At 63.9% G+C, this 20,449-nt stretch carries 22 protein-coding genes; 8 read left to right on the forward strand and 14 right to left on the reverse strand.

What is annotated here, in order from left to right:
* Nucleotides 1–23: 23 nt before the first annotated feature.
* Nucleotides 24–515, reverse strand: a complete 492-nt coding sequence (locus AC0MRV_RS19385; RefSeq protein WP_472766165.1) for a deoxycytidylate deaminase — start codon at nt 513–515, stop codon at nt 24–26.
* Nucleotides 516–591: 76 nt separating this feature from the next.
* On the opposite strand from AC0MRV_RS19385, the gene AC0MRV_RS19390 reads away from it, so the two are divergent.
* From AC0MRV_RS19390 to AC0MRV_RS19410, 5 genes are all read left to right on the forward strand, one after another.
* Nucleotides 592–1,344: a Nif3-like dinuclear metal center hexameric protein gene (locus AC0MRV_RS19390; protein WP_472766166.1), complete on the forward strand. Its 753-nt coding sequence runs from the start codon at nt 592–594 to the stop codon at nt 1,342–1,344.
* A gap of 32 nt (nt 1,345–1,376) precedes the next feature.
* A complete protein-coding gene (gene aroQ, locus AC0MRV_RS19395; protein ID WP_472766167.1) occupies nt 1,377–1,805 on the forward strand; it encodes a type II 3-dehydroquinate dehydratase in 429 nt (142 codons plus the stop codon).
* The gene (gene nusG, locus AC0MRV_RS19400; RefSeq protein ID WP_472766168.1) at nt 1,802–2,338 is read left to right on the forward strand and encodes a transcription termination/antitermination protein NusG; all 537 of its coding nucleotides are present in this window, start codon (nt 1,802–1,804) and stop codon (nt 2,336–2,338) included. The genes aroQ and nusG overlap by 4 nt, the downstream gene beginning before the upstream one ends.
* On the forward strand, nt 2,335–2,994 hold the full coding sequence (gene rsmG / locus AC0MRV_RS19405) for a 16S rRNA (guanine(527)-N(7))-methyltransferase RsmG (protein ID WP_472766169.1): 660 nt from the start codon (nt 2,335–2,337) through the stop codon (nt 2,992–2,994). The genes nusG and rsmG overlap by 4 nt, the downstream gene beginning before the upstream one ends.
* Before the next feature lie 192 nt (nt 2,995–3,186).
* Nucleotides 3,187–5,154, forward strand: a complete 1,968-nt coding sequence (locus AC0MRV_RS19410) for an alpha/beta hydrolase family protein (protein ID WP_472766170.1) — start codon at nt 3,187–3,189, stop codon at nt 5,152–5,154.
* Between the two features lie 65 nt (nt 5,155–5,219).
* On the opposite strand, the gene AC0MRV_RS19415 is transcribed toward AC0MRV_RS19410, so the two are convergent.
* Nucleotides 5,220–5,750 (reverse strand): phosphatidylglycerophosphatase A family protein, encoded by a 531-nt coding sequence (locus tag AC0MRV_RS19415; protein ID WP_472766171.1) that lies wholly within the window; start codon nt 5,748–5,750, stop codon nt 5,220–5,222.
* 10 nt (nt 5,751–5,760) lie between these two features.
* Complete coding sequence (pgsA, locus tag AC0MRV_RS19420) at nt 5,761–6,363, reverse strand: CDP-diacylglycerol--glycerol-3-phosphate 3-phosphatidyltransferase (protein ID WP_472766172.1); 603 nt, start codon at nt 6,361–6,363, stop codon at nt 5,761–5,763.
* Nucleotides 6,364–6,464: 101 nt separating this feature from the next.
* On the opposite strand from pgsA, the gene coaD reads away from it, so the two are divergent.
* Together coaD and AC0MRV_RS19430 are read left to right on the forward strand one after the other, a co-directional pair.
* On the forward strand, nt 6,465–6,944 hold the full coding sequence (gene coaD, locus AC0MRV_RS19425; protein ID WP_472766173.1) for a pantetheine-phosphate adenylyltransferase: 480 nt from the start codon (nt 6,465–6,467) through the stop codon (nt 6,942–6,944).
* A gap of 253 nt (nt 6,945–7,197) precedes the next feature.
* A complete protein-coding gene (locus tag AC0MRV_RS19430; RefSeq protein WP_472766174.1) occupies nt 7,198–7,725 on the forward strand; it encodes an NADPH-dependent FMN reductase in 528 nt (175 codons plus the stop codon).
* On the opposite strand, the gene AC0MRV_RS19435 is transcribed toward AC0MRV_RS19430, so the two are convergent.
* The 11 genes from AC0MRV_RS19435 to AC0MRV_RS19485 all read right to left on the reverse strand — a co-directional run bounded on the left by AC0MRV_RS19435 (nt 7,710) and on the right by AC0MRV_RS19485 (nt 19,592).
* Nucleotides 7,710–9,179: a hypothetical protein gene (locus AC0MRV_RS19435; protein ID WP_472766175.1), complete on the reverse strand. Its 1,470-nt coding sequence runs from the start codon at nt 9,177–9,179 to the stop codon at nt 7,710–7,712. The genes AC0MRV_RS19430 and AC0MRV_RS19435 overlap by 16 nt on opposite strands.
* A 131-nt stretch (nt 9,180–9,310) precedes the next feature.
* Entirely contained in the window at nt 9,311–10,498 is a 1,188-nt protein-coding gene (locus tag AC0MRV_RS19440) for a pyridoxal phosphate-dependent aminotransferase (RefSeq protein ID WP_472766176.1), read from the reverse strand.
* 165 nt (nt 10,499–10,663) lie between these two features.
* The gene (locus AC0MRV_RS19445) at nt 10,664–11,110 is read right to left on the reverse strand and encodes a hypothetical protein (RefSeq protein WP_472766177.1); all 447 of its coding nucleotides are present in this window, start codon (nt 11,108–11,110) and stop codon (nt 10,664–10,666) included.
* A 172-nt stretch (nt 11,111–11,282) separates the two neighbouring features.
* Complete coding sequence (locus tag AC0MRV_RS19450; protein WP_472766178.1) at nt 11,283–12,107, reverse strand: inositol monophosphatase family protein; 825 nt, start codon at nt 12,105–12,107, stop codon at nt 11,283–11,285.
* A gap of 82 nt (nt 12,108–12,189) precedes the next feature.
* A complete protein-coding gene (locus AC0MRV_RS19455; protein ID WP_472766179.1) occupies nt 12,190–12,747 on the reverse strand; it encodes an FmdB family zinc ribbon protein in 558 nt (185 codons plus the stop codon).
* Nucleotides 12,748–12,817: 70 nt separating this feature from the next.
* Complete coding sequence (locus AC0MRV_RS19460; protein ID WP_472766180.1) at nt 12,818–13,732, reverse strand: DUF3179 domain-containing protein; 915 nt, start codon at nt 13,730–13,732, stop codon at nt 12,818–12,820.
* A 179-nt stretch (nt 13,733–13,911) separates the two neighbouring features.
* A complete protein-coding gene (locus AC0MRV_RS19465) occupies nt 13,912–15,117 on the reverse strand; it encodes a Y-family DNA polymerase (RefSeq protein WP_472766181.1) in 1,206 nt (401 codons plus the stop codon).
* 55 nt (nt 15,118–15,172) lie between these two features.
* The gene (locus AC0MRV_RS19470; RefSeq protein WP_472766182.1) at nt 15,173–15,805 is read right to left on the reverse strand and encodes a hypothetical protein; all 633 of its coding nucleotides are present in this window, start codon (nt 15,803–15,805) and stop codon (nt 15,173–15,175) included.
* A 47-nt stretch (nt 15,806–15,852) separates the two neighbouring features.
* On the reverse strand, nt 15,853–16,419 hold the full coding sequence (locus AC0MRV_RS19475) for a DUF4252 domain-containing protein (protein WP_472766183.1): 567 nt from the start codon (nt 16,417–16,419) through the stop codon (nt 15,853–15,855).
* 106 nt (nt 16,420–16,525) lie between these two features.
* The gene (locus AC0MRV_RS19480) at nt 16,526–18,994 is read right to left on the reverse strand and encodes a DEAD/DEAH box helicase (RefSeq protein WP_472766184.1); all 2,469 of its coding nucleotides are present in this window, start codon (nt 18,992–18,994) and stop codon (nt 16,526–16,528) included.
* 145 nt (nt 18,995–19,139) lie between these two features.
* Nucleotides 19,140–19,592, reverse strand: coding sequence for a glycine zipper domain-containing protein (locus tag AC0MRV_RS19485; protein WP_472766185.1), 453 nt, complete (start codon nt 19,590–19,592; stop codon nt 19,140–19,142).
* 124 nt (nt 19,593–19,716) lie between these two features.
* Here AC0MRV_RS19485 and AC0MRV_RS19490 point away from each other — a divergent pair, with 124 nt between their 5' ends.
* Entirely contained in the window at nt 19,717–20,448 is a 732-nt protein-coding gene (locus AC0MRV_RS19490) for a YebC/PmpR family DNA-binding transcriptional regulator (protein ID WP_472766186.1), read from the forward strand.
* Nucleotide 20,449 lies beyond the last annotated feature (1 nt).

Below are 20,449 nucleotides of genomic sequence, written 5' to 3' on the forward strand. Positions count from 1 at the left end.
AGGGCTGCCGCGGTGGGATCGACTCAGAGTTGCGTCACCTTCACCCCGGCATCCGCCAGCACCTCACCCGCGATGGGATCGTTGCGATAATCGGCGCGGTAACGGATCTCGGCGATGCCGGCGGCCGCCAGGATCTTCGCGCAGTTGATACACGGATAATGGGTCACGTAGGCCACACAGCCGTCCAGCGACGAGCCGCGACGAGCCGCATCGGCCACCGCGTTTTGCTCGGCGTGCACGGTCGCCTGTTCGTGACCGTCGTGCAGCCGCGAAGTGTGCGGCGCGCCCGGCAGAAAACCATTGTAGCCGGCGGCGACGATACGATTGCGACGGTCGCCGCCACTCACCAGCAGGCAGCCCACATGCAGGCGTTCGCAGGGGGAACGGGTCGAGAGCAGCACCGCCGTGGCCATGAAATAGTCGTCCCAGGACGGACGCTGCCCAAACTTGGCCGCGGCTTCGGCGATCAGGTCGACGGGGTTGGTCAGGTCGAGTTCGGCAACGGGTTGCTCCATGACCTTCACCGCTAAGACCCATGCCCGGAAAAATCCACCTCGAAAGCCACCCGCCCTTCCTCCTAAGGTCCCCACCATGGCATCTCTCGACGAACTGGTCGCTTACTGCAACGAACGCACCCGCCTCAGCGCCTATACCGACGCGCCCGGCGCCCGCAATGGCCTGCAGGTCGCCAACAACGGCACCGTCACCAAAATCGGCGCGGCCGTCGACGCCGGACTCGTGCCCTTCCAACGCGCGACTGAGGCCGGCGTCGATTTCCTCATCGTGCACCACGGCATGTATTGGGACATGCCCCAGCTCCTCACCGGGCCGGTCTACCGCCGCGTCAAAACCCTCTTCGACGGTAACTGCGCGCTCTACTCCAATCACCTGCCGCTCGATGGCCACGCCGAGATCGGCAACAATGCCCTGCTCGCCAAACAACTCGGCCTCACCCCGGATCAGCCCTTCATGATCATCGAGGGCGAGGCGGTCGGCTGCTCCGCGCCGTGGACGGGCTCGCGCGAAGCGCTTCAAGCCGCCCTCGAAGCGCAATACGATCGCGTCGTCACCATCACCTGCGGTTCCGCCGCGCCACACCGCATCGCCTTCTGCAGCGGCAGCGGCAACAGCGCCATGAAGGAACTCGTGAAGACCGGCATCGACACCCTCGTGACCGGCGAACTCCGCGAAGAGTGGTTCAATGTCGCTCAGGAAAACGGCCTCAACGTTTTCCTTTGCGGTCACTACGCCACCGAGGTCCACGCCGTGCAGGCGCTTGCCGCCGAGCTTGCCGCGAAGTTCGATTTGCCTTGGGAGTTCATTCGCACCGAAAACCCTCTCTAGGTTCCGTCGCTCCTGTCCGACCTTTCTCCGCCATGAAACGCATCGCCATTCTCAACGGCCCCAATCTCGACCGCCTCGGCAAACGTGAGCCCGAAATCTATGGTTCCACCACCCTCGCCGATCTCGAACGCCAACTCACCGAAGCCTTCGCCAGCCAGGCCGAGCTGACCTTTTTCCAGAGCAACCACGAGGGCGCGCTCGTCGACAAAATCTCCGCCCTCGCCGACGCCGGCATCGATGGCCTCGTGATCAACGGCGCCGCGCTCACCCACACCAGTGTGGCCCTGCGCGACGCGCTGCTCGGTTCCAAACTCAAAGCCGTCGAAGTTCACATCTCCAACATCTACCGCCGGGAGGAGTTTCGCCACACCTCCCTCACCGGCCCCGCCTGCGTCGGCGTGATCACCGGCCTCGGCCTCGAAGGTTACTACGCCGCCGTGCGTTTTCTCCTGCAAGCGTGAGCGACGCCGAGCCCCAACCCTTCAGCGCCTTCGCCAGCGCCGAAGGCGAATCGTGGTGGGTTTGCCACTGCAAACCACGCTGCGAAAAGAAATTCTCCGCCCTCCTCAGCGCCGAACGCATGGCGCACTACCTGCCGCTCTACACCAGCGTGAAGCGCTACGGCAACCGCGAGCGCTCGCACACCAAACCCTTGTTTCCGAGCTACGTCTTCGCCCGCGTGCCCGACGAACGCAAAGCCCGCATCTACCAGCAGGACCTGCTCGCCCGCGTCCTGCCGGTCGGCGACGAGGCGCTGTTCCTGCGGCAACTGGCCGACGTGCAGCGCATCGTCAGTTCCGGCTTTGAGGCCACGGTCCACCCGCTCTTCACCAAAGGTCACCCGGTGCGCGTGGTCGGCGGCCCCTTGCGCGGACTCGAAGGCGTCATCGACGACCCCGCCAATCCCAGCGGCATCATCATCACCGTCGACGTGCTGCAGCAGGGCCTGCATGTCCCGGTGCCTCTGGCCGACCTGAAACTCCTGCCGCGATGAACGATCCCTCCGAGGAGCTCATCCCCCTGCCGCCGGTGCCCGCCCATGCCCGCGAGCGCTTGGACGCGGCCGCGATCGATCGCCTCACCCGCTTCGGCGAAGCCCTCGCCTCCGACGGTGTCATCCGCGGCCTCATCGGTCCGCGCGAGGTCCCGATCCTCTGGGACCGCCACCTCCTCAATTGCGCCGCCATGGCCGAAGCCATCGAACCGAATGCCAAGGTCGTCGACATCGGCACCGGCGCCGGACTGCCCGGCATGGTGCTCGCGCTCGTCCGCCCCGACCTGCATCTCATCCTCGTCGATACGCTCCAACGTCGCTGCGAGTTCCTTGAAGAGATGGTCGCCGCCTTCGGTCTCGCCGACCACGTCGACGTCATCTGGGGCCGCGCCGAAAGCATCGCGCCCTGCGAAGCCGACATCGTGACCTCCCGCGCCGTCGCCGCGCTGAAGAAGCTCGCACCGTGGTGCCTCCCTCACGCCCGCATCGGCGGCCGCCTCCTCGCCATGAAGGGCCAAAAAGCGCCCGAGGAACTCGTCGCGGCCCGCAAGGTGCTGCAGCAATGGGGCGCCGCGAAAGACGCTCGCGTGCTCACCTGCGGCGAAGGTTGGATCGCCCCCGCCGTCACCCTCGTCTCCGCCACCCGCACCAAGTGACGACCCTCGACCTTCGAGGTCGCGACATGCCGCCGCGGCACGAGCGCGGAGGCCGGCTGCCATACGCCAACAACAGCTTGGGATTCGCCAAAGCGAATGGACTCTGCCTCGCTGGACTTCCCCTATCCGGAATCAGCACACGCCATGATTGCCCCCCGATACCCCACACTCCTTCACCCGGCCCTCGTGTGCATGGCCTTCTTGCTTGGTGCTGCCACGGGCCGGGGCGAGGACATCGATCTCACCCGACTCACTCCGGTCTCAGCTGATCAACCGATTCCGATCGCCGACTTTTTTCGATCCAGTCGAATTCGCACGCCCTCCATCAACGACGCCGGCACGCGCATCGCCGGCATCGTGGTCAGCGAAACGGATGAACACCAGTTGATGATCCTGGATGTCGCCACGTGGGAAACCGAGTTCCTGCGCGGGCAAAACGAGAAGGAGGTTTCGCGCTACACGTGGCTCACCGACGATCGGATCATGTTCAACCTGTCCTACCAGAGGCGATACGCCGACAGCATGCTGGTGGCCGAATTGGGCAAACGCACCAAGACCTATTACCTGAATCGCTTCGGCGTCACACGGATCATCGGTGTTCCGGAGGATAATCCGCTGCGGCCCATCGTTTGGATTCGAGGCGGAACCAAGGGCAAGAAAGACCTCGGGCCCGTCGAGCTAAACGCGAAGCTCAACATCGACAACCGTCGCCCGTCGCAGCGCAACCTTTCCGATTGGGATTTCGCTCAATACGTCAACGAGCAACATATCGTCGGGCGATATCCGACATTGGCATCCGACTGGGGACAGGTCGTGGACTACCAATCCGATCGCTCCGGTAATCTGGCCTATGCCTACACCGTGCGAGATGGCGTGCCCCGACTGCACGCGCTCCAAGACAAGGAGTGGCACGCCTCCCCAATCGACCTCGATGCCTACGATATTCACCAAGTCGCCGACACGCCCGGAAACTTGATCGCTTCCGAAATGTTCGCCACCGGCGAACCGGGCAAACTCGTCGAGCTAAACACGCGCTCCGGCGAAACCGGAAAACTCATCTTTCAGGATCCCGCCTACAATTTCACGGGGGCACTCTACCGCGACCGACACACGAAACGCATCGTTGGGGCGATTTATGACCGAGCTGGTCCGACCTCGGTGTGGTTCGATCCATCCTACGAAAAGCTGCAACAGTCGTTGAACGGTTTCTTTCCCGGCCGGGTGGTGCGAATCCGCAGCAGCAACGATCAGGTCGATCGCTTCATCGTCCAAGTCTACTCCGACCAAGCCCCGGCCAGCTACCACCTCGTCGACCTGAAGCAAAAGAAGGTCACGCTGATTTCAGAGACGCGCCCCTGGCTCGATCCGGAACGGATGAACCGCATGAACATCATCCAGTTCAAGACCGCCGAAGGCATTGAATTGGACGCCTACGTCACGCTCCCTCGCGGCGCCTCAAAGGAGCATCCCGCGCCGCTCGTCGTGCTGCCGCACGGCGGCCCTTGGGCGCGAGACTATTGGGGATTCAATCCCGAGGTGCAGTTTCTCGCCAGCCGCGGATATGCCGTCCTTCAGCCTAACTTTCGCGGCTCGACGGGCAGTGCCTGGCGATTCCCGAAAGACGACAACTGGGACTTTTTCAAGATGCACGACGACGTGACGCGGGCCACCAAAGCGTTGGCCGCGTCAGGCTACGTTGACCCCGACCGCATCGCGATCATGGGTAGCTCCTTCGGTGGCTATCTCGCCGTGATGGGCGCCGTCGAGGAACCCGATCTCTACCAGTGCGCGGTCAGCTTTGCGGGCGTGTTCGATTGGGAGGAGATGGTCAAAACCGCCGCCGTCTACCGGCACGAGAATCCCAAACATCAATTGCTCATCCGGCACTTGGGCGACCCGCGTGAAAGGCCCGAGTTCTACGATCGCATTTCCCCCCTACGCCGCGTCGATCAGATTCGCATACCGGTCTTGGTCGCGCACGGGAAGGAGGACCAAGTCGTCTCCGTCGGCGAGTCCCGTCGCTTGATCCGCGAATTGGAGGATCACGGCATCGAGCACCAGGCGTTGCTGCTCAGCGACGAACGCCACGGCACGGCGTTCATCGAGAATTCCGTGGAGCTCTACTCTCACATCGAACAGTTCCTCGCCCGACACCTGTAACGAGCCCCGCGCCCCGCCCCCGCCCCTTTCCCATTTGTCACGTCCCACGTGACAAACTTGGCGGGTCAGAGCACCCGGACCGCGATTTGCGCGAGCACGTGCAACGTCAGGCACGCCGCCAGCGCCGCCGCGATGTCATCAGCCACCACCCCCCAACCGTCGGGTAGGTCTTGCAGCTTACCAATCGGTCCCGGCTTCCAGATATCGAACAGACGGAACAGCGCGAATCCGGCCAAAAAGACGGCCCACGGCGCCGCCCAGTTGGGCAACAACACGGCCACCTCGCGCCAACCGAAGAAGCAAAACGGGATGGCGACAAATTCATCGAGCACCACCTCGCCCGGATCACGCCGCCCGAGCCGGAACTCCGCCTCCCCGCACATCGCCACCGACACGTAGATGCCGACCGCACCAAACAGCAGCGTGCCGAACCAACCGACGTCATAGAAGAACAGGGTGAAATACAACAACCCCGCGACGGAACCCCAAGTGCCCGGCGCTTTGCGAATGCGTCCCACCGGGCCAAGGGTCGCGAAATTCAGCACCATCTGCATCGGCAGAAAGCGCGGCCAGATTGGTTGCCGCAGATTGATCATCGCGCGTTATTCAGTCTGCCAGCACGTGCTGGTGGCGGCGAAGGTAGGACCAGCCGGAGGTCACCGTGAGCACAGCCGAAAGGAAATAAAGACTCAGGCCCACGATGTGCACGATCCGAATCACGATCACTTCGTCGCCTGGAAACAGATCGCCAAAATCCTGGGAGAGCATCCGCGTGCCCATCAACCAGCCAATGGCGTTGAGTTGGGTGAAGGTCTTCACCTTTCCGCTCTTGTCGGCCTCGACCACGATGCCTTTCACCGCGGCAATCATGCGCAGACCCGAGATGGCAAACTCACGGGTGAGGATGCACAGCCAGGCCATCATCGCCGCCAAGGTGAGTTTACCAAAGTAGTCGCCCTCGATCAGCGCGACCATGAGGCCGAGCACCATGACCTTGTCGATCACCGCGTCCATGAAGCGGCCAAACTGCGAAACCTGACCCGACTTGCGCGCGATGTAACCGTCGAGCCAGTCGGACAAGGCCGCGACGATGAACAGCCAAAACGCCAGCGTCGCCGCCAGGTGGAACTCCGCGATCATCAGCCCCACGACCAAAAACATCATGGGGACCCGGGAGACCGTCAGCACGTTGGGCAAATTCCAGCGCATTGCGTCGATTCACGGCGCCCCATTCCGCGCTGGCAACCCCGGAAACGTCACGATTTGCGCTCGCTCCGGCCAAGCCGCTGCCGTCTATTCGCTGCAACCCCATGCGCCACTGCATCTACCCCGGCACTTTCGACCCGATCACCCACGGCCATCTCGATGTGCTCCGCCGCGCCGCCCGTCTCTTTGACACGGTCACCCTAGCGGTCGCGCACAACCCCGGCAAGGGGCCGCTGTTTGAGCCTGCCCAACGCGTGGCCATGATCGAACCCAACCTCGCGGAACTGCCGAACGTTTCGGTCACCACGTTCAGCGGTCTCTTGGTCGATTTTGCGGTGGCACAGGAAGCGACCGCGATCATCCGCGGCCTGCGCGCCCTCTCCGACTTCGAGTTCGAGTTCAACATGGCCCTCATGAACCGCCACCTGAACCCGAAGATTGAAACCATCTTCGTCATGCCAGCCGAGGCTTACAGCTACACCAGCTCCCACCTCGTCAAGCAGGTCGCGCGCTACGGTGGCGACGTCTCCAAGTTTGTGCCGGCCAACGTCGCCGCGGCCCTTGCCGAGGCCTACCGCGGGTAGGAATCCACCCGCTCACCGGGAATTTTCGCGATATTCGTGCCGGCCGTGAGCCGGCACCGGTGCTTTTCGCGCACTAGAAGGCAGCAGTTCCTTCTTCACGCCTTCCACGCCCCTGAGGGTGTGGGTTGACGACACCGCCCCGTCCGGTGGGAACCGGGCGGGGCACCTCCCTCTCCGCTCCTAGTCACCCATAACGGAGTCCGTTGGCCCCGAGGTCATTGCCCTCGGGGCCAACTTGTGTTCACTCGCCGCCATGTCCCTGCTCATCCTCTCCACCAGCCTCAATCCGAAGAGCAAGAGTCGCCTGCTGGCACGCCACGCCTTGGCCACCCTGCAAGCCGATGGAGTCGATTGCGAATGGCTCGATCTCCAAGACCTGCCGCTGCCGTTCTGTGACGGCGGCGCGGCCTACGGCCACCCCAACACCGCTCAGGTCGGCAAAACCCTCGCCGCCGCGCAGGGCATCATCGTCGCCGCGCCGATCTACAACTACGATCTCAACGCCGGCTTCAAGAATCTCATGGAACTGACCGGCAAGGACGCGTGGGAAGACAAGACCGTCGCCTTTCTCAACGCCGCCGGTGGCGCTTCGTCCTACATGTCGGTCATGGCTGCGGCCAACAGCCTCATGCTCGACTTCCGCTGCGTCGTGGTCCCGCGCTTCGTCTACGCTACTCCGGCCGATTTTGACGGCGACCGCATCGCCAACGCTGAGGTGGAAAACCGTGTGGTGCAATGCGCCCGCGCCACCGCCGAGCTGGTGCGTCAACGCAACTCGTAAACTTCCACCAGCACCGTTCCGCCGCTTCCATCCCGGCTGCGGGCTTCGACGGAGAACACCCCCGCCGGCAGGTCAACCACCAGCGCCGCGTCCCGACTTCCTTCCTCCAGGGGGAACGCTCCCACCTGCAGGGCGGATTCGCGTCGTATCGCCGCCAATTCCGGATCGCCCGACCAATCGTCTCCGGTCGTAAACACTTCACTCGTCCCGTCCCGGAGCCAGTTGAGCACCAAAATTGGATCCTCCAGCGCCGTGGTTACGCCGTATTCCCGCAATCCGGGTCCGACCGCCCGCAGCAGGAAACGGCTGGGAGCATTCCCGCCCACGACAAATCCCGCCGCGAGCGCGTCGTCGCCATCGTCGAGCTGGGCACGCACGGAAAGATTGAGCAACGGTCCCGCCTCGGCGGCGCCCACGCGCAACAGGGCCGGCCGGCTCCAATGTTCCCCGGTATCATCCCGCAGTCGCGCACGGTAGGAGCCACCGTCGTCGCCCGTGACTGCGGTCAAGTCCAGCACGGTGCCCGTCGCCCCCGCAATGAGACCGCCATCCTTCCACCAGTCGATCCGCACTTCGCCTGCCCGGGCCACCGCTTCCACCGCCAGGCGGACCGTGCCCCCTGGCGGAACCGTTTGACTCTCCGGATGCTTCAACACCCGCGGTCCGCCGGCGGCGGGGAACGCGCCCTGCGAAGACTGCGCCAAAAGCCATTCGAAAAGCGCATCATCCCGATAAACCTGCGGCCAAATCTCGTGATTGCCGCGGGCAAATTCCGTGTAGCGCAGCCCCGCGCCATCTTCGATGAGCACAAAATCGTCGGACGTGATGAACTGGAAGTCGATCGGCGACAAACCCGCTTCCTCCAGCAGCGCATTCACCACCGTTCGTGTCCCACTCACCGGCATGGAACCGTCGTCGCGCGCATGAAAGGCCCAGACCGGAACCCCGGCCACCCCCTTGGCGGAGAACGTCGCCAACGGTGCCTGCGCGCAGATCGGCACCGCGGCCGCAAATTGCTCCGGATGGGCATGCAGGAGATTCCACGTTCCACCTCCACCCAGCGAAAATCCCGTCAGATAAATGCGCCCCGGATCAATCTCTCGCCCGGCCACCAATGCGTCGATCCGGTCCACGATACGCTGCTGCAGCGCCGCGTTCGACCAGCTCACCGGTGCCTGAGGCACGTAGAGGAAAAAACCTCGCGCGGGCGCCGAGTCCATCAGCGCCCCCATATACCGTAAACTGGAGAGGTTGTCGGTCCCCCCACCCCCACCACCATGGAGGGCGACAATGAGCGGACGTTTGACATCCGCCCAGCGTTCCGGCGCCGGCACAAAAAGGCGCCCCGGCAGGCCGGGCACGCTCACATCCTCGCCGAGCTCCGCGGACTGGGCGGCGGCCACCGCGCCGGTCGCCGCCGGTCCGATCAGGAACAGGCTGCTGAGTAGAATCATCGCGCTGCGCATGGAGGTTTGGAACAATCTCAACGCGCCAACGTTCCCCCAAAATGGGGATAGCAACAAAAAGCCGGCGCCCGTGGCGCCGGCTGTATCCGAATCAGCCCGACAAGGCCCGATTCCGCAGCTCAGAGCGTGCCGCAGAACCGCGCGAGGCGCTCGAGGCCCTTTTCCAGGGTCGCATCCGCCGTGGCGTAGCTGATGCGCAGGAAACCGTCGGTGCCGAACGCGCTGCCCGGCACGGCCGCAACCTTCTCGGTTTCGAGCAGGCGGGCGCAGAAATCCATATCATCGACGCCAAAGCTTGAGACATTCGGGAAGAGGTAAAACGCGCCTTGGGCGAGTTGGCAGGTGATGCCGGGAATTTCGTTGAGGGCGGTGTGCACCAGTTTGCGACGACGGTCGAAGGCCACCAACATCTCGTCCAACGCGGCCTTGGTCTTGTCCCACTCCGTGTAGGCGGCCAAGGCCCCCCACTGGGCAAAGGTCGTGGCGTTGGAGGTCATCTGGCTCTGCAGGTCGGCAATCGCTTTCGCGACATGCTTGGGCGCCACAATGGTGCCGAGACGCCAGCCGGTCATGGAGAAGGTCTTGGCAAAACCGGACACGATCACGGTGCGGGCACGCGCCTCCTCGGAGAAGCTCGCCGGCGAAACATGCGAGACGCCGTCATAGAGCAAATGCTCGTAGATCTCATCCGACATGATCGTGAGGTTGTGCTTCACCGCCACGGCCGTGATGGCCTCAAGCTCCTCGCGAGAGTAAACCGCGCCGGAAGGGTTGGAGGGCGAGTTGAGAATGATCAGTTTGCTTTTGGGCGTGATCGCGGCCTCGAGCATCGCCGGCGTGAGTTTGAAGCCGGTCTCATCGGTCGCGACGACGAACTTCGGCACCGCCCCCGCGAGCTTCACCATCTCCGGGTAGCTCACCCAATACGGCGCCGGCACGATCACCTCGTCTCCCGGTGAGCACAGGGCCAACACCGTAAGGTAGCAGGAAAACTTGCCGCCCGGGCTCACCACCACCTGCGCCGGATCGGTCGGCAGGCCGTAGACATCCGTATACTTGGCGGCGAGCGCCTCACGCAGCGGAGGGATACCGGGGGTCGGGGCGTATTTGGTCTTCCCCTCGCGCAAGGCTTTGGCGGCGGCCTCCTTGATGTGTTCGGGAGTGTCGAAGTCGGGTTCGCCGGCGGCGAAACCACAGACATCTTCACCCGCGGCTTTCAGGGCCTTGGCCTTGGCGTCGACGGCGAGCGTCGGCGAAGGCGAGACATTCAGGGCCCAAGTGGATAGTGGCGCGGAGGCTTGGCTCATGGTCAAAACGGGCCAGACCTTGGAAGCCTTTCAGAAATAATCAAGACCATCGCGGGCCCTCCCCGCGACGGGCTGGCTACGGCCACGCCCGCGATATGGGCAAAAGAAAACCCCCACCGTGGTGGGGGCTTGCGGGAGGTTGGCGGTGAGAAGGTCGCGCCGCGCTTAGCGGGACTTCTTCTTGGCCTTTTTGGCCGCCTTCTTGGCCGGAGCCTTTTTCTTGGCGGCGGGTTTGGCCGGAGCCTTTTTCGCCGCTTTGGCGGCGGGCTTGGCGACCTTCTTCTTGCCCTTGGCGACCTTCGGCTTGGCCGGCTTGGTCACGGAAAGATCATCGAGAGCGGCGCGGAGCAGCTCACCCACGCTCACCTTCTTCTTCTTGGAGGTGCGGGTCAGGACCGTCTTCATGTCGCCGGGGAGGCGGACGGAAATCTGGCGATGCTCTTCGCGGGTGCTTTCGTAGCGATCGAAGTTAAACGAAGCGAGCGCGAGGCGAACGACTTCACTGGTGGACGCCAGACCCATCTTGGCCTGTGCGGAGGTGATCTTTTCGATCAACGAAACAGGCAGGTCAAAAGTGAGGGGGGAGGCGGGGCTGGGTGCTTTTTTGGCCATGGCAGGGTTTGTTTCAACCGGACAAGAACGAAGGTGGACGGCAAAGGCAATCCCGGTGATCGCCACTGTAGCAATGCAAAACTGCGTTCAGACCCGTGTTTGCCGGCCCGCGAGCGCTCGAAAAGCCTGTATTGGGCCTTTCCCTACCACCCGGGCCGCGATTCGCCGGCGCTCAATTGGCCACCGCGGTCAGAACCGCCACGAGTTCGTGGCGCACATTTTGGGCACCGCCGACATAAAAGATCCGCGGCATATCCACATCAAAACTACGCAGCGGCAAGGGGTCATTGGCCAGGAAGACAACGTCGCCGCCCGCCCCCCGAATCATCGCGATGCCCGCGGCGATGTCCCACAATTTCACGTTGTGGTCCACCGCCCCGTCGTAGAGCCCGGCCGCGACGTAGGCGAGATGCAGCGCACTGCTCCCGAGCGCGCGCAACTTGTAGCGCTCCACCAGCGCCTCCGCCTGGCCCGGGTATCTGCCGGCTTCATGCGGACTGTGAAAACCGATGATTGATTTCCGGCTCAAGGGGCGATCGCGCACCCGACACTCGCGCTCGCCATCCCACATGCCGAGGCCGGGACCTCCGTGCATCAACAGCCGGCGGGACGCATCATAGATCACGCCGTAGACCGGCTGGCCGTCGCGCAGCAGGGCCAACGAGATTGCGCACTGCGCCAAACCGGTCGCAAAGTTATTGGTGCCGTCGATGGGATCGAGCACCCAGGCGAACTCGCTGCTCGCGACCAGGGCGGAATCGGTCAGCAACTCTTCGCTGAAGCCCTGATCCTCGGGAAAAGCCGAGGCGAGTTCGGCGAGGATCGCATCGGAGATCGCATGATCGGTGGCAGTCACCCGACTCCCGTCCTCTTTCCATTGGCTGCTTACCCGCCCCAGATCCTGGTGCAGTCGCGAGCGCTGGCCCAGCACCACCGTGGTGGCGGCGTTGATACGTTGCAGCAGAGCAGAATCAGAATCAGGCGGAACGTCGGACATGGAACGCCGACCTTGCGGGAGGCTTGGGGACGATGGCGACAAAAAGGTCGGGCGGCGCCCCCCCTCTCTGTTGCCACCGGGACTACTCGTAATCGTAGAGCGCCGGGTCGCGCCGCGGTGGGCGCAGTCGGGCGCGAAAGCGGTGCCGCGGTTCCTTCGGGTCCGGCGCGTCGCCGCCAGCTGGTCCGCCCATCGGGTCTCCGTAAGGATCCATGCCGTCGCCGCCGGGGTCATCGCCAAAGGCCTCTTCCAACGAATCCGGGTCGGCGCCTTCCTCGAGTTTGCGCACGACCTCTTCCATTTCGCCGTCGAGTTTTTCGCCCGTGAGTTCCGCCATGCGCCGCATCATGCGCCCCATCGCCTTGGGGTCGTTTTCGTCAACGTGCGCGAACTCGCCTTCCATCGCCGCCATCGCCGCCTCCATGCGCGCGTCATCGGGATCGTCGCCCGCTGCCGCGAGGTTCGGCGGCGGCTCGTCCGAACTGCCGCCCTTGGTGATGGCGAAGCCCGAGACCATCTTGCGCATGCGAAACTTCGGATTGTCGGGGCACTTCGGGATCGTCTGCCCTTGGGCCAGGGACTTGGCGTAGAACTGGTAGACGGTGTTGTTGTCGGGACAGTAATACTCGTAGATCGGCATGAGGAAAATCAGGTGAAACGAACCAGCACTGCACGTGCCGCGCTCGTTTTGGCAAGCCTGTCCCCCAGCTCTACTTCAGCGGAATCCAGACCGAGGTGTCCGGATAAAACGCCTGCCAGGCGAACCAGTAGAGCGACACCACCGGCAGGAACTCGCGCGTGCTCATGTCCTGGATCTGCACGTCGCCGCTGGTTTCGTCGTAGATGACCTTCACCGTCTGGGAGCCGATGGCGTCATACATTTGCCCCTTTTCCTTGAGTTTCTCCAAAGGCCACGCCCGCTCGGAGTGCTCACCGCGGTAACCGATCATGCGCTCCTTGGTGCCGAACTCGTTTCGATTGATGTCGAAGGGGAAAATCGTTGCCCGGTCCTCGGCGTAGTTGCCGTAGGGCCATTCGCCTTGGTAGTCGGCCTCCACCCCGGTGTCGGTGGACAAGACCTTGCCCGTCGGGAAAACCGTCTTCCAGGCCGCCCAAGTCATGCGGCGGGTGGGCAGCGGCGTGAGCTCCGTTTCATTGAGGGCCCCAGCCACACTGCTCATCCGCAACTGCGACCAAAGACTCTCGGTCTCGTGGTCATACATGAGCAGACAACTGTTATAGAGCAGCCCCGACACCCCAAAGGTGCGCGGCGCCCCATCGGCACCGCGACCGGGATCAAAGGCCAGCCCCGACCCGCTCAGGGCACTGTAGGTCACCGCCACCGGCACGTCGCCAAAGCGATCGTTCACGATCTCATGCCACACCAACACCCGCAGCGGATAGGCGTGGGTTTCATCGCCGATCGTAACGCTCAACACCTCATCTTCGTCCGTCAGGAAAGCACAGTCGGCGGGGTCGATCCACTTGGGGTCCGTCAAGGCCGGGATGCTGTCCTTGGCCGGCGCGGCCCGCACGATGTGCTCAACCGGGACGGAGGTATCATCGACATTAAATCCGTTGATCGTCGCCGCCGACAGGCACACCGGCGCCAGCGACGTGATCAAGAACCCGAGACGCGAGAAGAATCGGCGCGAGCGTAAAAGGTGTCCAAACTTCAGAGTGGAGGCCATCGGGGTAAAGTGCGTGCAAGTTCGACGCCGAGGGCCAACGACGCGACAGAAATGTTTATAGGGTAAATAACCCTGTCTCAATGGTGAGTCGTTCGCCGCCGATTGGGCCGCCGCTACGGCCCACGCCGGTCCGGGGGCGCCATTCCGCGCCGCCGGCCCGCGCCCGGCACCTCAAGTTGATGCCCGTGACGCACCCCCGCCCCACCCTTGGCATTCAACTGATCCAGACAGCCCGCGAGCCGTCGTCGGCGCTCGTCCGTTTCCCCAAAGATGTCCAACTGCCTCGCGCCATCTTCCACCCCCGAGAGCTTAACACTGATCAAGCGCAGCGGGCGGCGCTGCGTCCACGCCTGTTTCACCAGCACCGGGATGAGCGGGTAAAACGCCGTCTCCAGATCCGCGGCCTCGGGCAGACTCCGGCCCGCCGACTCCTGCGAAAAATCCGGGTAACGCACCAGCACGGTGAGCGTCCGCACCCGTTTGCCGTCCGCCCGCACTTTCGGCAGCAAGTGATCCACCATGCCCTTCGCGATGGCGTGAATCGCCGCCGGCTCACGAATGTCGTGCCCAAAAGTCTCCTGCTGCGAGTAGCTCTTCGCCTCGCCGCGATCCGGATCAACCGGGCGCTCGTCCTTGCCCTGGCAACGCTCGACCCAACTTCGCCAATCGCGGCCGAACAATGACGCCAGCTCGGCCTCCCCACGCGTCAGCACATCGCGGATCTGGTGAATGCCGCGACTCGCCAGCCGCTCCTGCGTCTTTTTGCCGATACCCGGCAGAACCCCGATGTCGAGCGGCGCCATGAACGCCGCCTCCTCGCCCCGCGGCACCACCACAAAACCACGGGGCTTGCGCAGCTTGCTCGCGACTTGGGCCACCAAGCGATTGGTCGCGATGCCCATCGAAACCGGGATTTGTAGCACGTCCCAAATCCGCGCCTGCAGCCGTCGGGTGCAGGCTTCCACCGCCGCCGCATCGCGCAGCCCACAGGGACCCAGGTCGAGGTAACCCTCGTCGATCGAATTCCGCTGCACGAGCGGCGTCACCTCCTCGCACAAATCAAACATGCGCCGCGAAACCTCGCCGTAGTTGCCCTCGTGCGGCAGCATGATCAGGTCCGGACAAACCCGCAGCGCCCGCTGCGTCGGCATTGGGGTGTAGACTCCCGCCGCCCGCGCTTCGTAACTCGCCGAGGAAATGATGCCCCGCTGCCGTCCGCCCACGGCAACTCTTTTGCCCCGCAGTTCGGGCCGCAGGGCCAGCTCGACCGACACGAAAAACGCATCGGCATCGAGGTGGACAATCGCGGCGGGTTTCACCCCCGCATGCAACGCGGGGTGGGCCGCCGCGGTCAAGCCCACCACCCGCGCAACTTTACATCACGTCGGCGCGATCCTGCCGCAGCGAGCGGCGCCACTCGCCGGCGTGCATCTCGGCGATCTCGCGCAATGGTCCGGCGCGACCGTTGGCCGACACCACCACCAGCTCCGTATCCCCGCACACCACCACGCAGAGCTGCAGCTCGTCCGGATCATGCGCATCCGCCGGCGCGAACACCATCACCAGGTCGGAGCCGTCGTGCACCGCCACCACCCGGTGCCAGCCTTCCGACTCCATCTGCGCCGCGGTGACCTGCATCATTTCGACGCGGGTCGCCTCGTCCGGCCGACTCGTGAGCTTGTAGACGCCCACGCTGGCGTGGTTGACCGCCTCGAGCGCCTTCAGCGCTTCGGGCGGAACCTCGTCAATGAAGCCGGCCACAAACCGCACCAGGCCGATCGCCCCCGACCCCACCGAGAACTGCACCTCGGTCGAGGCCTCGCCGGCGATCACCCGGTCGATGGCGGCGCGCACCTCGCCCGCCTCACGGTTCAGCCGAAACATGCTGGCGGCTTCAACCACCGCGACGACCACCAGGGCCGCGAAGCAGATCAAGAACCAATGGCCGAGACGGAAACCGCGACGCGGCGCGCGCGGGGTGGCGGGAGGAGTGGAGGGCGTCGTCATTTCGTGAATACGTCGAGGGTTCGTGGATGGCGGAGGGGTGGTGAAGATCAGCTCTCCACCGCTTCGGGCGAGCGCTTCATCTTCAGCTCGCGCAGCGGCTCGATGTCCAGGGACTCGCCCAGCTTGGCGATCTGCTCGATGGCCACGTCGCCGACCACGTTGACGAACACCGCTTCACCATCGCGGCTGAGGACGGTGACCACGACGCCGTGGATGGCATCGTCGGAGGCCTGTTTCACGAAGACGGCCACGTCATCACCCTCGTGTTCGCGCACCGTGACGACCTTGTTCCAGCCCTCGCCAGTGAGCTTCTCACGCAGGCCATTGATGCGCTCGAGGGTGTCGGCGCGGGTGTCCTCGGTCATGCCGAAGACGTTGACGCGAACGCGCTCGAGTTTGTTGAGCAGCGCCGCGACTTCCGGCTCCTCACCACCGGCGAAGACCGCGGCGAGCTTGAGCAGGGAGGCATTGATATCGACTTCGACGAATTGCTTGCCGGCTTCGGGCGCGAACTTGCCGAAGTCGACATACCCCGGCGAAGCGGCGAAGGCGGAGACAGCGAGGACCGAGGCAACCGTGACGGCGGCGGTGATTTTTTTGAGCGAGGAGATCATGGCGGGAAGGTTGGGTTGAAGGTATGGGCGACCGAACATCAGTCGCGCTTGCCTTCATCACCCCGCTGCCCGCGCCGAGGTTGCAGAAAAGTTTTGCGGCCTCGCTTTATTGAGGCCCCAAGCCGCCGATGGGTGCGACGCCTTCCCAGCGCAACACGACCTCACCCGCCGCGCGGGAGGCCGCCAAATCAACCGCAACGCGCAGCTCCCAATCTCCCTGCCCTTCGCCGTCGATCAGCACTTGGGCCACCCGCCACTCCGCCGCGTCCCGCTCAATGTGGGTGTGCTTGCTGGCCCGTCCCTCCGGGTCGAGCCGCAAGCGACCGAACCCATCAAAGAAGGGGCGCCACGCGTCCTCGATCTCGCGCTCCGTCGCACCGGTGCGATCGGCCATCGCATCGAAGTCGCCGGCATTCGCATCCTGGAGGATCTGATGCACCGCAAACCGGACCAGGCGCGTGAACTCCGTCGGGTTGTGCGTGATATCGACCGGTGTGGAACGGGTCGGCTTCTCGGGAGAATCCTCCGCGACGAAGTCGGGATTCTGCATCCGCTCCCATTCCTCCAACAAACTGGAGTCGATGCCACGAATCAGTTCCGGGAAGTAAACTTCCAACTCCGTCACCGCCTCGGTTTTGAAGCCGGCCGGCACCGTCTGACTCAGGACCTTCCAAGTCTGGGAAAGGTGTCGCAGCAACAACCCTTCGCTGCGCTGCAGGCCGTAGCGTTTCACGTAGTCGGCAAAGGAGTCGTAACGCTCGAACATCTCCCGCGCGATCGATTTGGGGCGCACGTTCTCCTGCTCCACCCACGGATGCTTGGCCGCGAATTCATTGAAGCGTTCGTAGAGGAAATCGCGCAGGGGCTTCGGGTGCTCGATCGCGTCGAGTTTTTCCATGCGTTCCTCATAGGCCACGCCGTCCTCTTTCATCTCCGCCAGTGCTTCGGTTTTCAGGCGATCGACCTGTTTACGAAGAATGGCATCCGGGTCCTCCACGATCGACTCGCAAAGCGTCAGCACATCGAGCGCGTGATCCGGTGACTCCGCATCGAGCAACGGCAGGGTATCGATCAGGAACAAAGAAAGCGCATGGTGCAGCGAAAAGTCCTCCTGCAGCTCCACGTTGATGCGCAGCTTACGGCCACCGGCCATCGGACCACTCGCCCCGTCCAGTTGCCGTTGCGGCTCGACGATGCCGCGTTCAATGAGGCCGCGAAACAACTGCCAGGCGCGCCGGCGCAACTGGGCCTTCTTGTGCGGCGTCTCGTGGCAGTCACGAATAAGGTCCCGCATGGCCCGACAACCGTCGCCGCTGCGCGAGAGCACCAACAACAACATGCCGTGTGACACGCCAAACTGTGAGCTCAGTTCCTCGCACGGTGCGTCCTGAAGTTTCTGATACGTGCGCTCGTCCCACACCACCGCCCCCGGCGGTGCGGTCCGGCGCACAAGTTTCTTCTTCTTTTTCGGGTCGCTCGCCGCCTTCGCTTCCGCCCGTTTGTTTTCGATGATGTGTTCGGGCGCCTGCGCCACGACCAGACCTTCGTCGTCGTAGCCGCGGCGCCCCGCCCGCCCCGCCACCTGCCGAAAGTCCCGCACACTTAGCACCGCGGCTTTGCGCCCGTCGTATTTCCACAACTGCGTGAACACGACGGTGCGGATCGGCACGTTGATACCGACGCCGAGCGTGTCGGTGCCGCAGATGATTTTGAGCAGCCCTTGCTGCGCCAGTCGCTCCACCAGGATGCGATATTTGGGCAGCAGCCCCGCGTGGTGCACCCCCACCCCGTGCCGCAGCCAACGTTTCATGTCCTTGCCGTAGGGACTGTTGAAGCGCACGCCTTCGAGGGCTTCCGCGAGGCGCGCTTTCTCCTCCTTGGTATTGAGGTTGAGGCTCATCCAACCCTGCGCCGACTCCGAGGCGGATCGCTGGGTGAAATAGACGAGATACACCGGCGCCTTGCCCCCCGCCACCAACTCGGCGACACGCTCGGTCAACGGCGTTTCGGAATACTCAAAACTCAGGGGCACCGGTCGCCGGTCGCTCCGCACCGTGACCGACGGCGCGCCGGTCACGCGTGTCATCTCCCGCTCAAAGAAACCGGTGTCTCCCAGCGTGGCCGACATCAGCAGGAAGCGGCTCTGCGGCATCGCGAGCAAGGGCACCTGCCAGGCGAAGCCGCGCTCCGGGTCGCTGTAATAATGAAACTCGTCCATCACCACCACCCGCACGTCCGAGTCCGGACCGCGCGCGAGCGCGATGTTGGCCAGAATCTCCGCCGTGCAGCACAGGATCGGCGCCTCGGGGTTCACCGAGGCATCGCCGGTCATCATGCCCACGTTTTCCGGACCGAAGTCCCGGCACATGGACAAGAACTTCTCATTCACCAGCGCCTTGATCGGGCAGGTGTAGACCGAGCGTTCCCCCGCACAGAGCGCGCGATAGTGCGCCGCCGCCGCGACGAGTGATTTGCCCGAACCGGTCGGCGTGTTGAGGATCACATTGCTGCCGCCAAACAGCTCGAGGATCGCTTCCTCCTGTTCCGGGTAGAGCTCCAGTCCGCGCGCAGACATGGCTGCGAGAAAGCGTTCGAGCACCACATCCGGATCGAATGCAGTGCCCGCTCTCGGCGGTCGCAGCGGGCTTTCCGAATCGGGCATCCGGACATGCACGCAAGCTCACCGACGCTTGGCAATGGCCAAGCTGGTCAGACGCGCCTCAGGACCCGATCTCGCGATCAGCGACCTCGCGACGACGCAGATTGGCTTTCTCGCGGTCGGTGAGCAACTGGCCCATCGGCACTTCCGGACGGGCGTCGGCGCGCGCCTGCAGGATGTCCATTTCTTCGTTGGTCATCAGGCGCATGTAATCGTCGAGCGAGTAGCCGTATTGGTCGCGCGCCGGCTCGGCCCGCACGGTGCCGCGCTCGTAGCGGCGGTTCTCCTTGTCTTTTTCTGCTCCGATGGCGGATCCCACCACCGCACCCGTGGCGGCGCCCACGGCAGCACCAGCCCCGGCCTCGCCGGACTGATTGCCAATGACCGCGCCGATGACGGCACCGGCCAACGCGCCGACCTTGGCGCCCTGGCGTTCATTCTCGCCCGCCGTCTGGCAACCGGAGGCCCAAAGGAGCGCGCTGAGCGTGATCGTGGAGAGAAGGATCTTTTTCATAACAAGCAGGGATGTCTGACCTTTTGTGACGCCGCTGGTTCGGGAAAGATTCACCCGAAACCCAAAATAGTTTCACCCCATCTCCGCGCTTGCCGACCGGCCGCGGCAGTTCTAGCAGCAGTTCATGGGTCGCCAATGGCTGCACGCGAAACGTGCCATCGTTAACAACAAGAAGGGGCAATTTGTCGGCAAGATCGTCAAAGAGCTCTCCGTCGCCGCCAAACTCGGCGGACCGGACATCGACGCCAACCCCCGCCTCTTCGCCGCCGTCGAAAAGGCCCGCAAAGCCAGCGTGACCCGCGAGGTCATCGAACGCGCCATCCGCAAGGGCGCCGGCATCGGCGACGAGAAGATGATCATGGATCAGGTTGTCTTCGAGGGCTACGCGCCCCACAAGGTGCCGGTCATCGTCGAGGCCTACACCGACAACGTGCAGCGCACCACGCCCGAGATCCGCGTCCTCTTCCGCAAAGGCGCACTGGGCCTCGCCGGCAGCAACAAGTTTCTCTTCGAACACGTGGGCATCGTTGAAGCCTCCCACCCCGACACCGCCCTCGACCCCGAGGAGGCCGCGATCGAAGCCGGTGCCAACGAAGTCGAAACGCTCACCAACGAGCAAAACGACGACATCCCCGAGGATCATCTCGGCGCCCGTTTCCTCACCGAGCGCACCGACACCCACACCGTATCCACTTGGCTGACCCAAAACGGCTGGTCCGTCGTCACGGCCGAGATCGGCTACGTGGCCAAAATGTTCCCGGACCTCGACGACGACCAACGCGCCGAGGTCGGCGAGTTTCTGCAGGCGCTTGAGGACCACGACGACGTGCAACGCGTCTGGGCCGCCGTGCGCTGAG

Source organism: Actomonas spartinae (genome assembly GCF_051209155.1).
In the GTDB taxonomy this organism is placed as follows: Bacteria; Verrucomicrobiota; Verrucomicrobiia; order Opitutales; family Opitutaceae; genus Actomonas.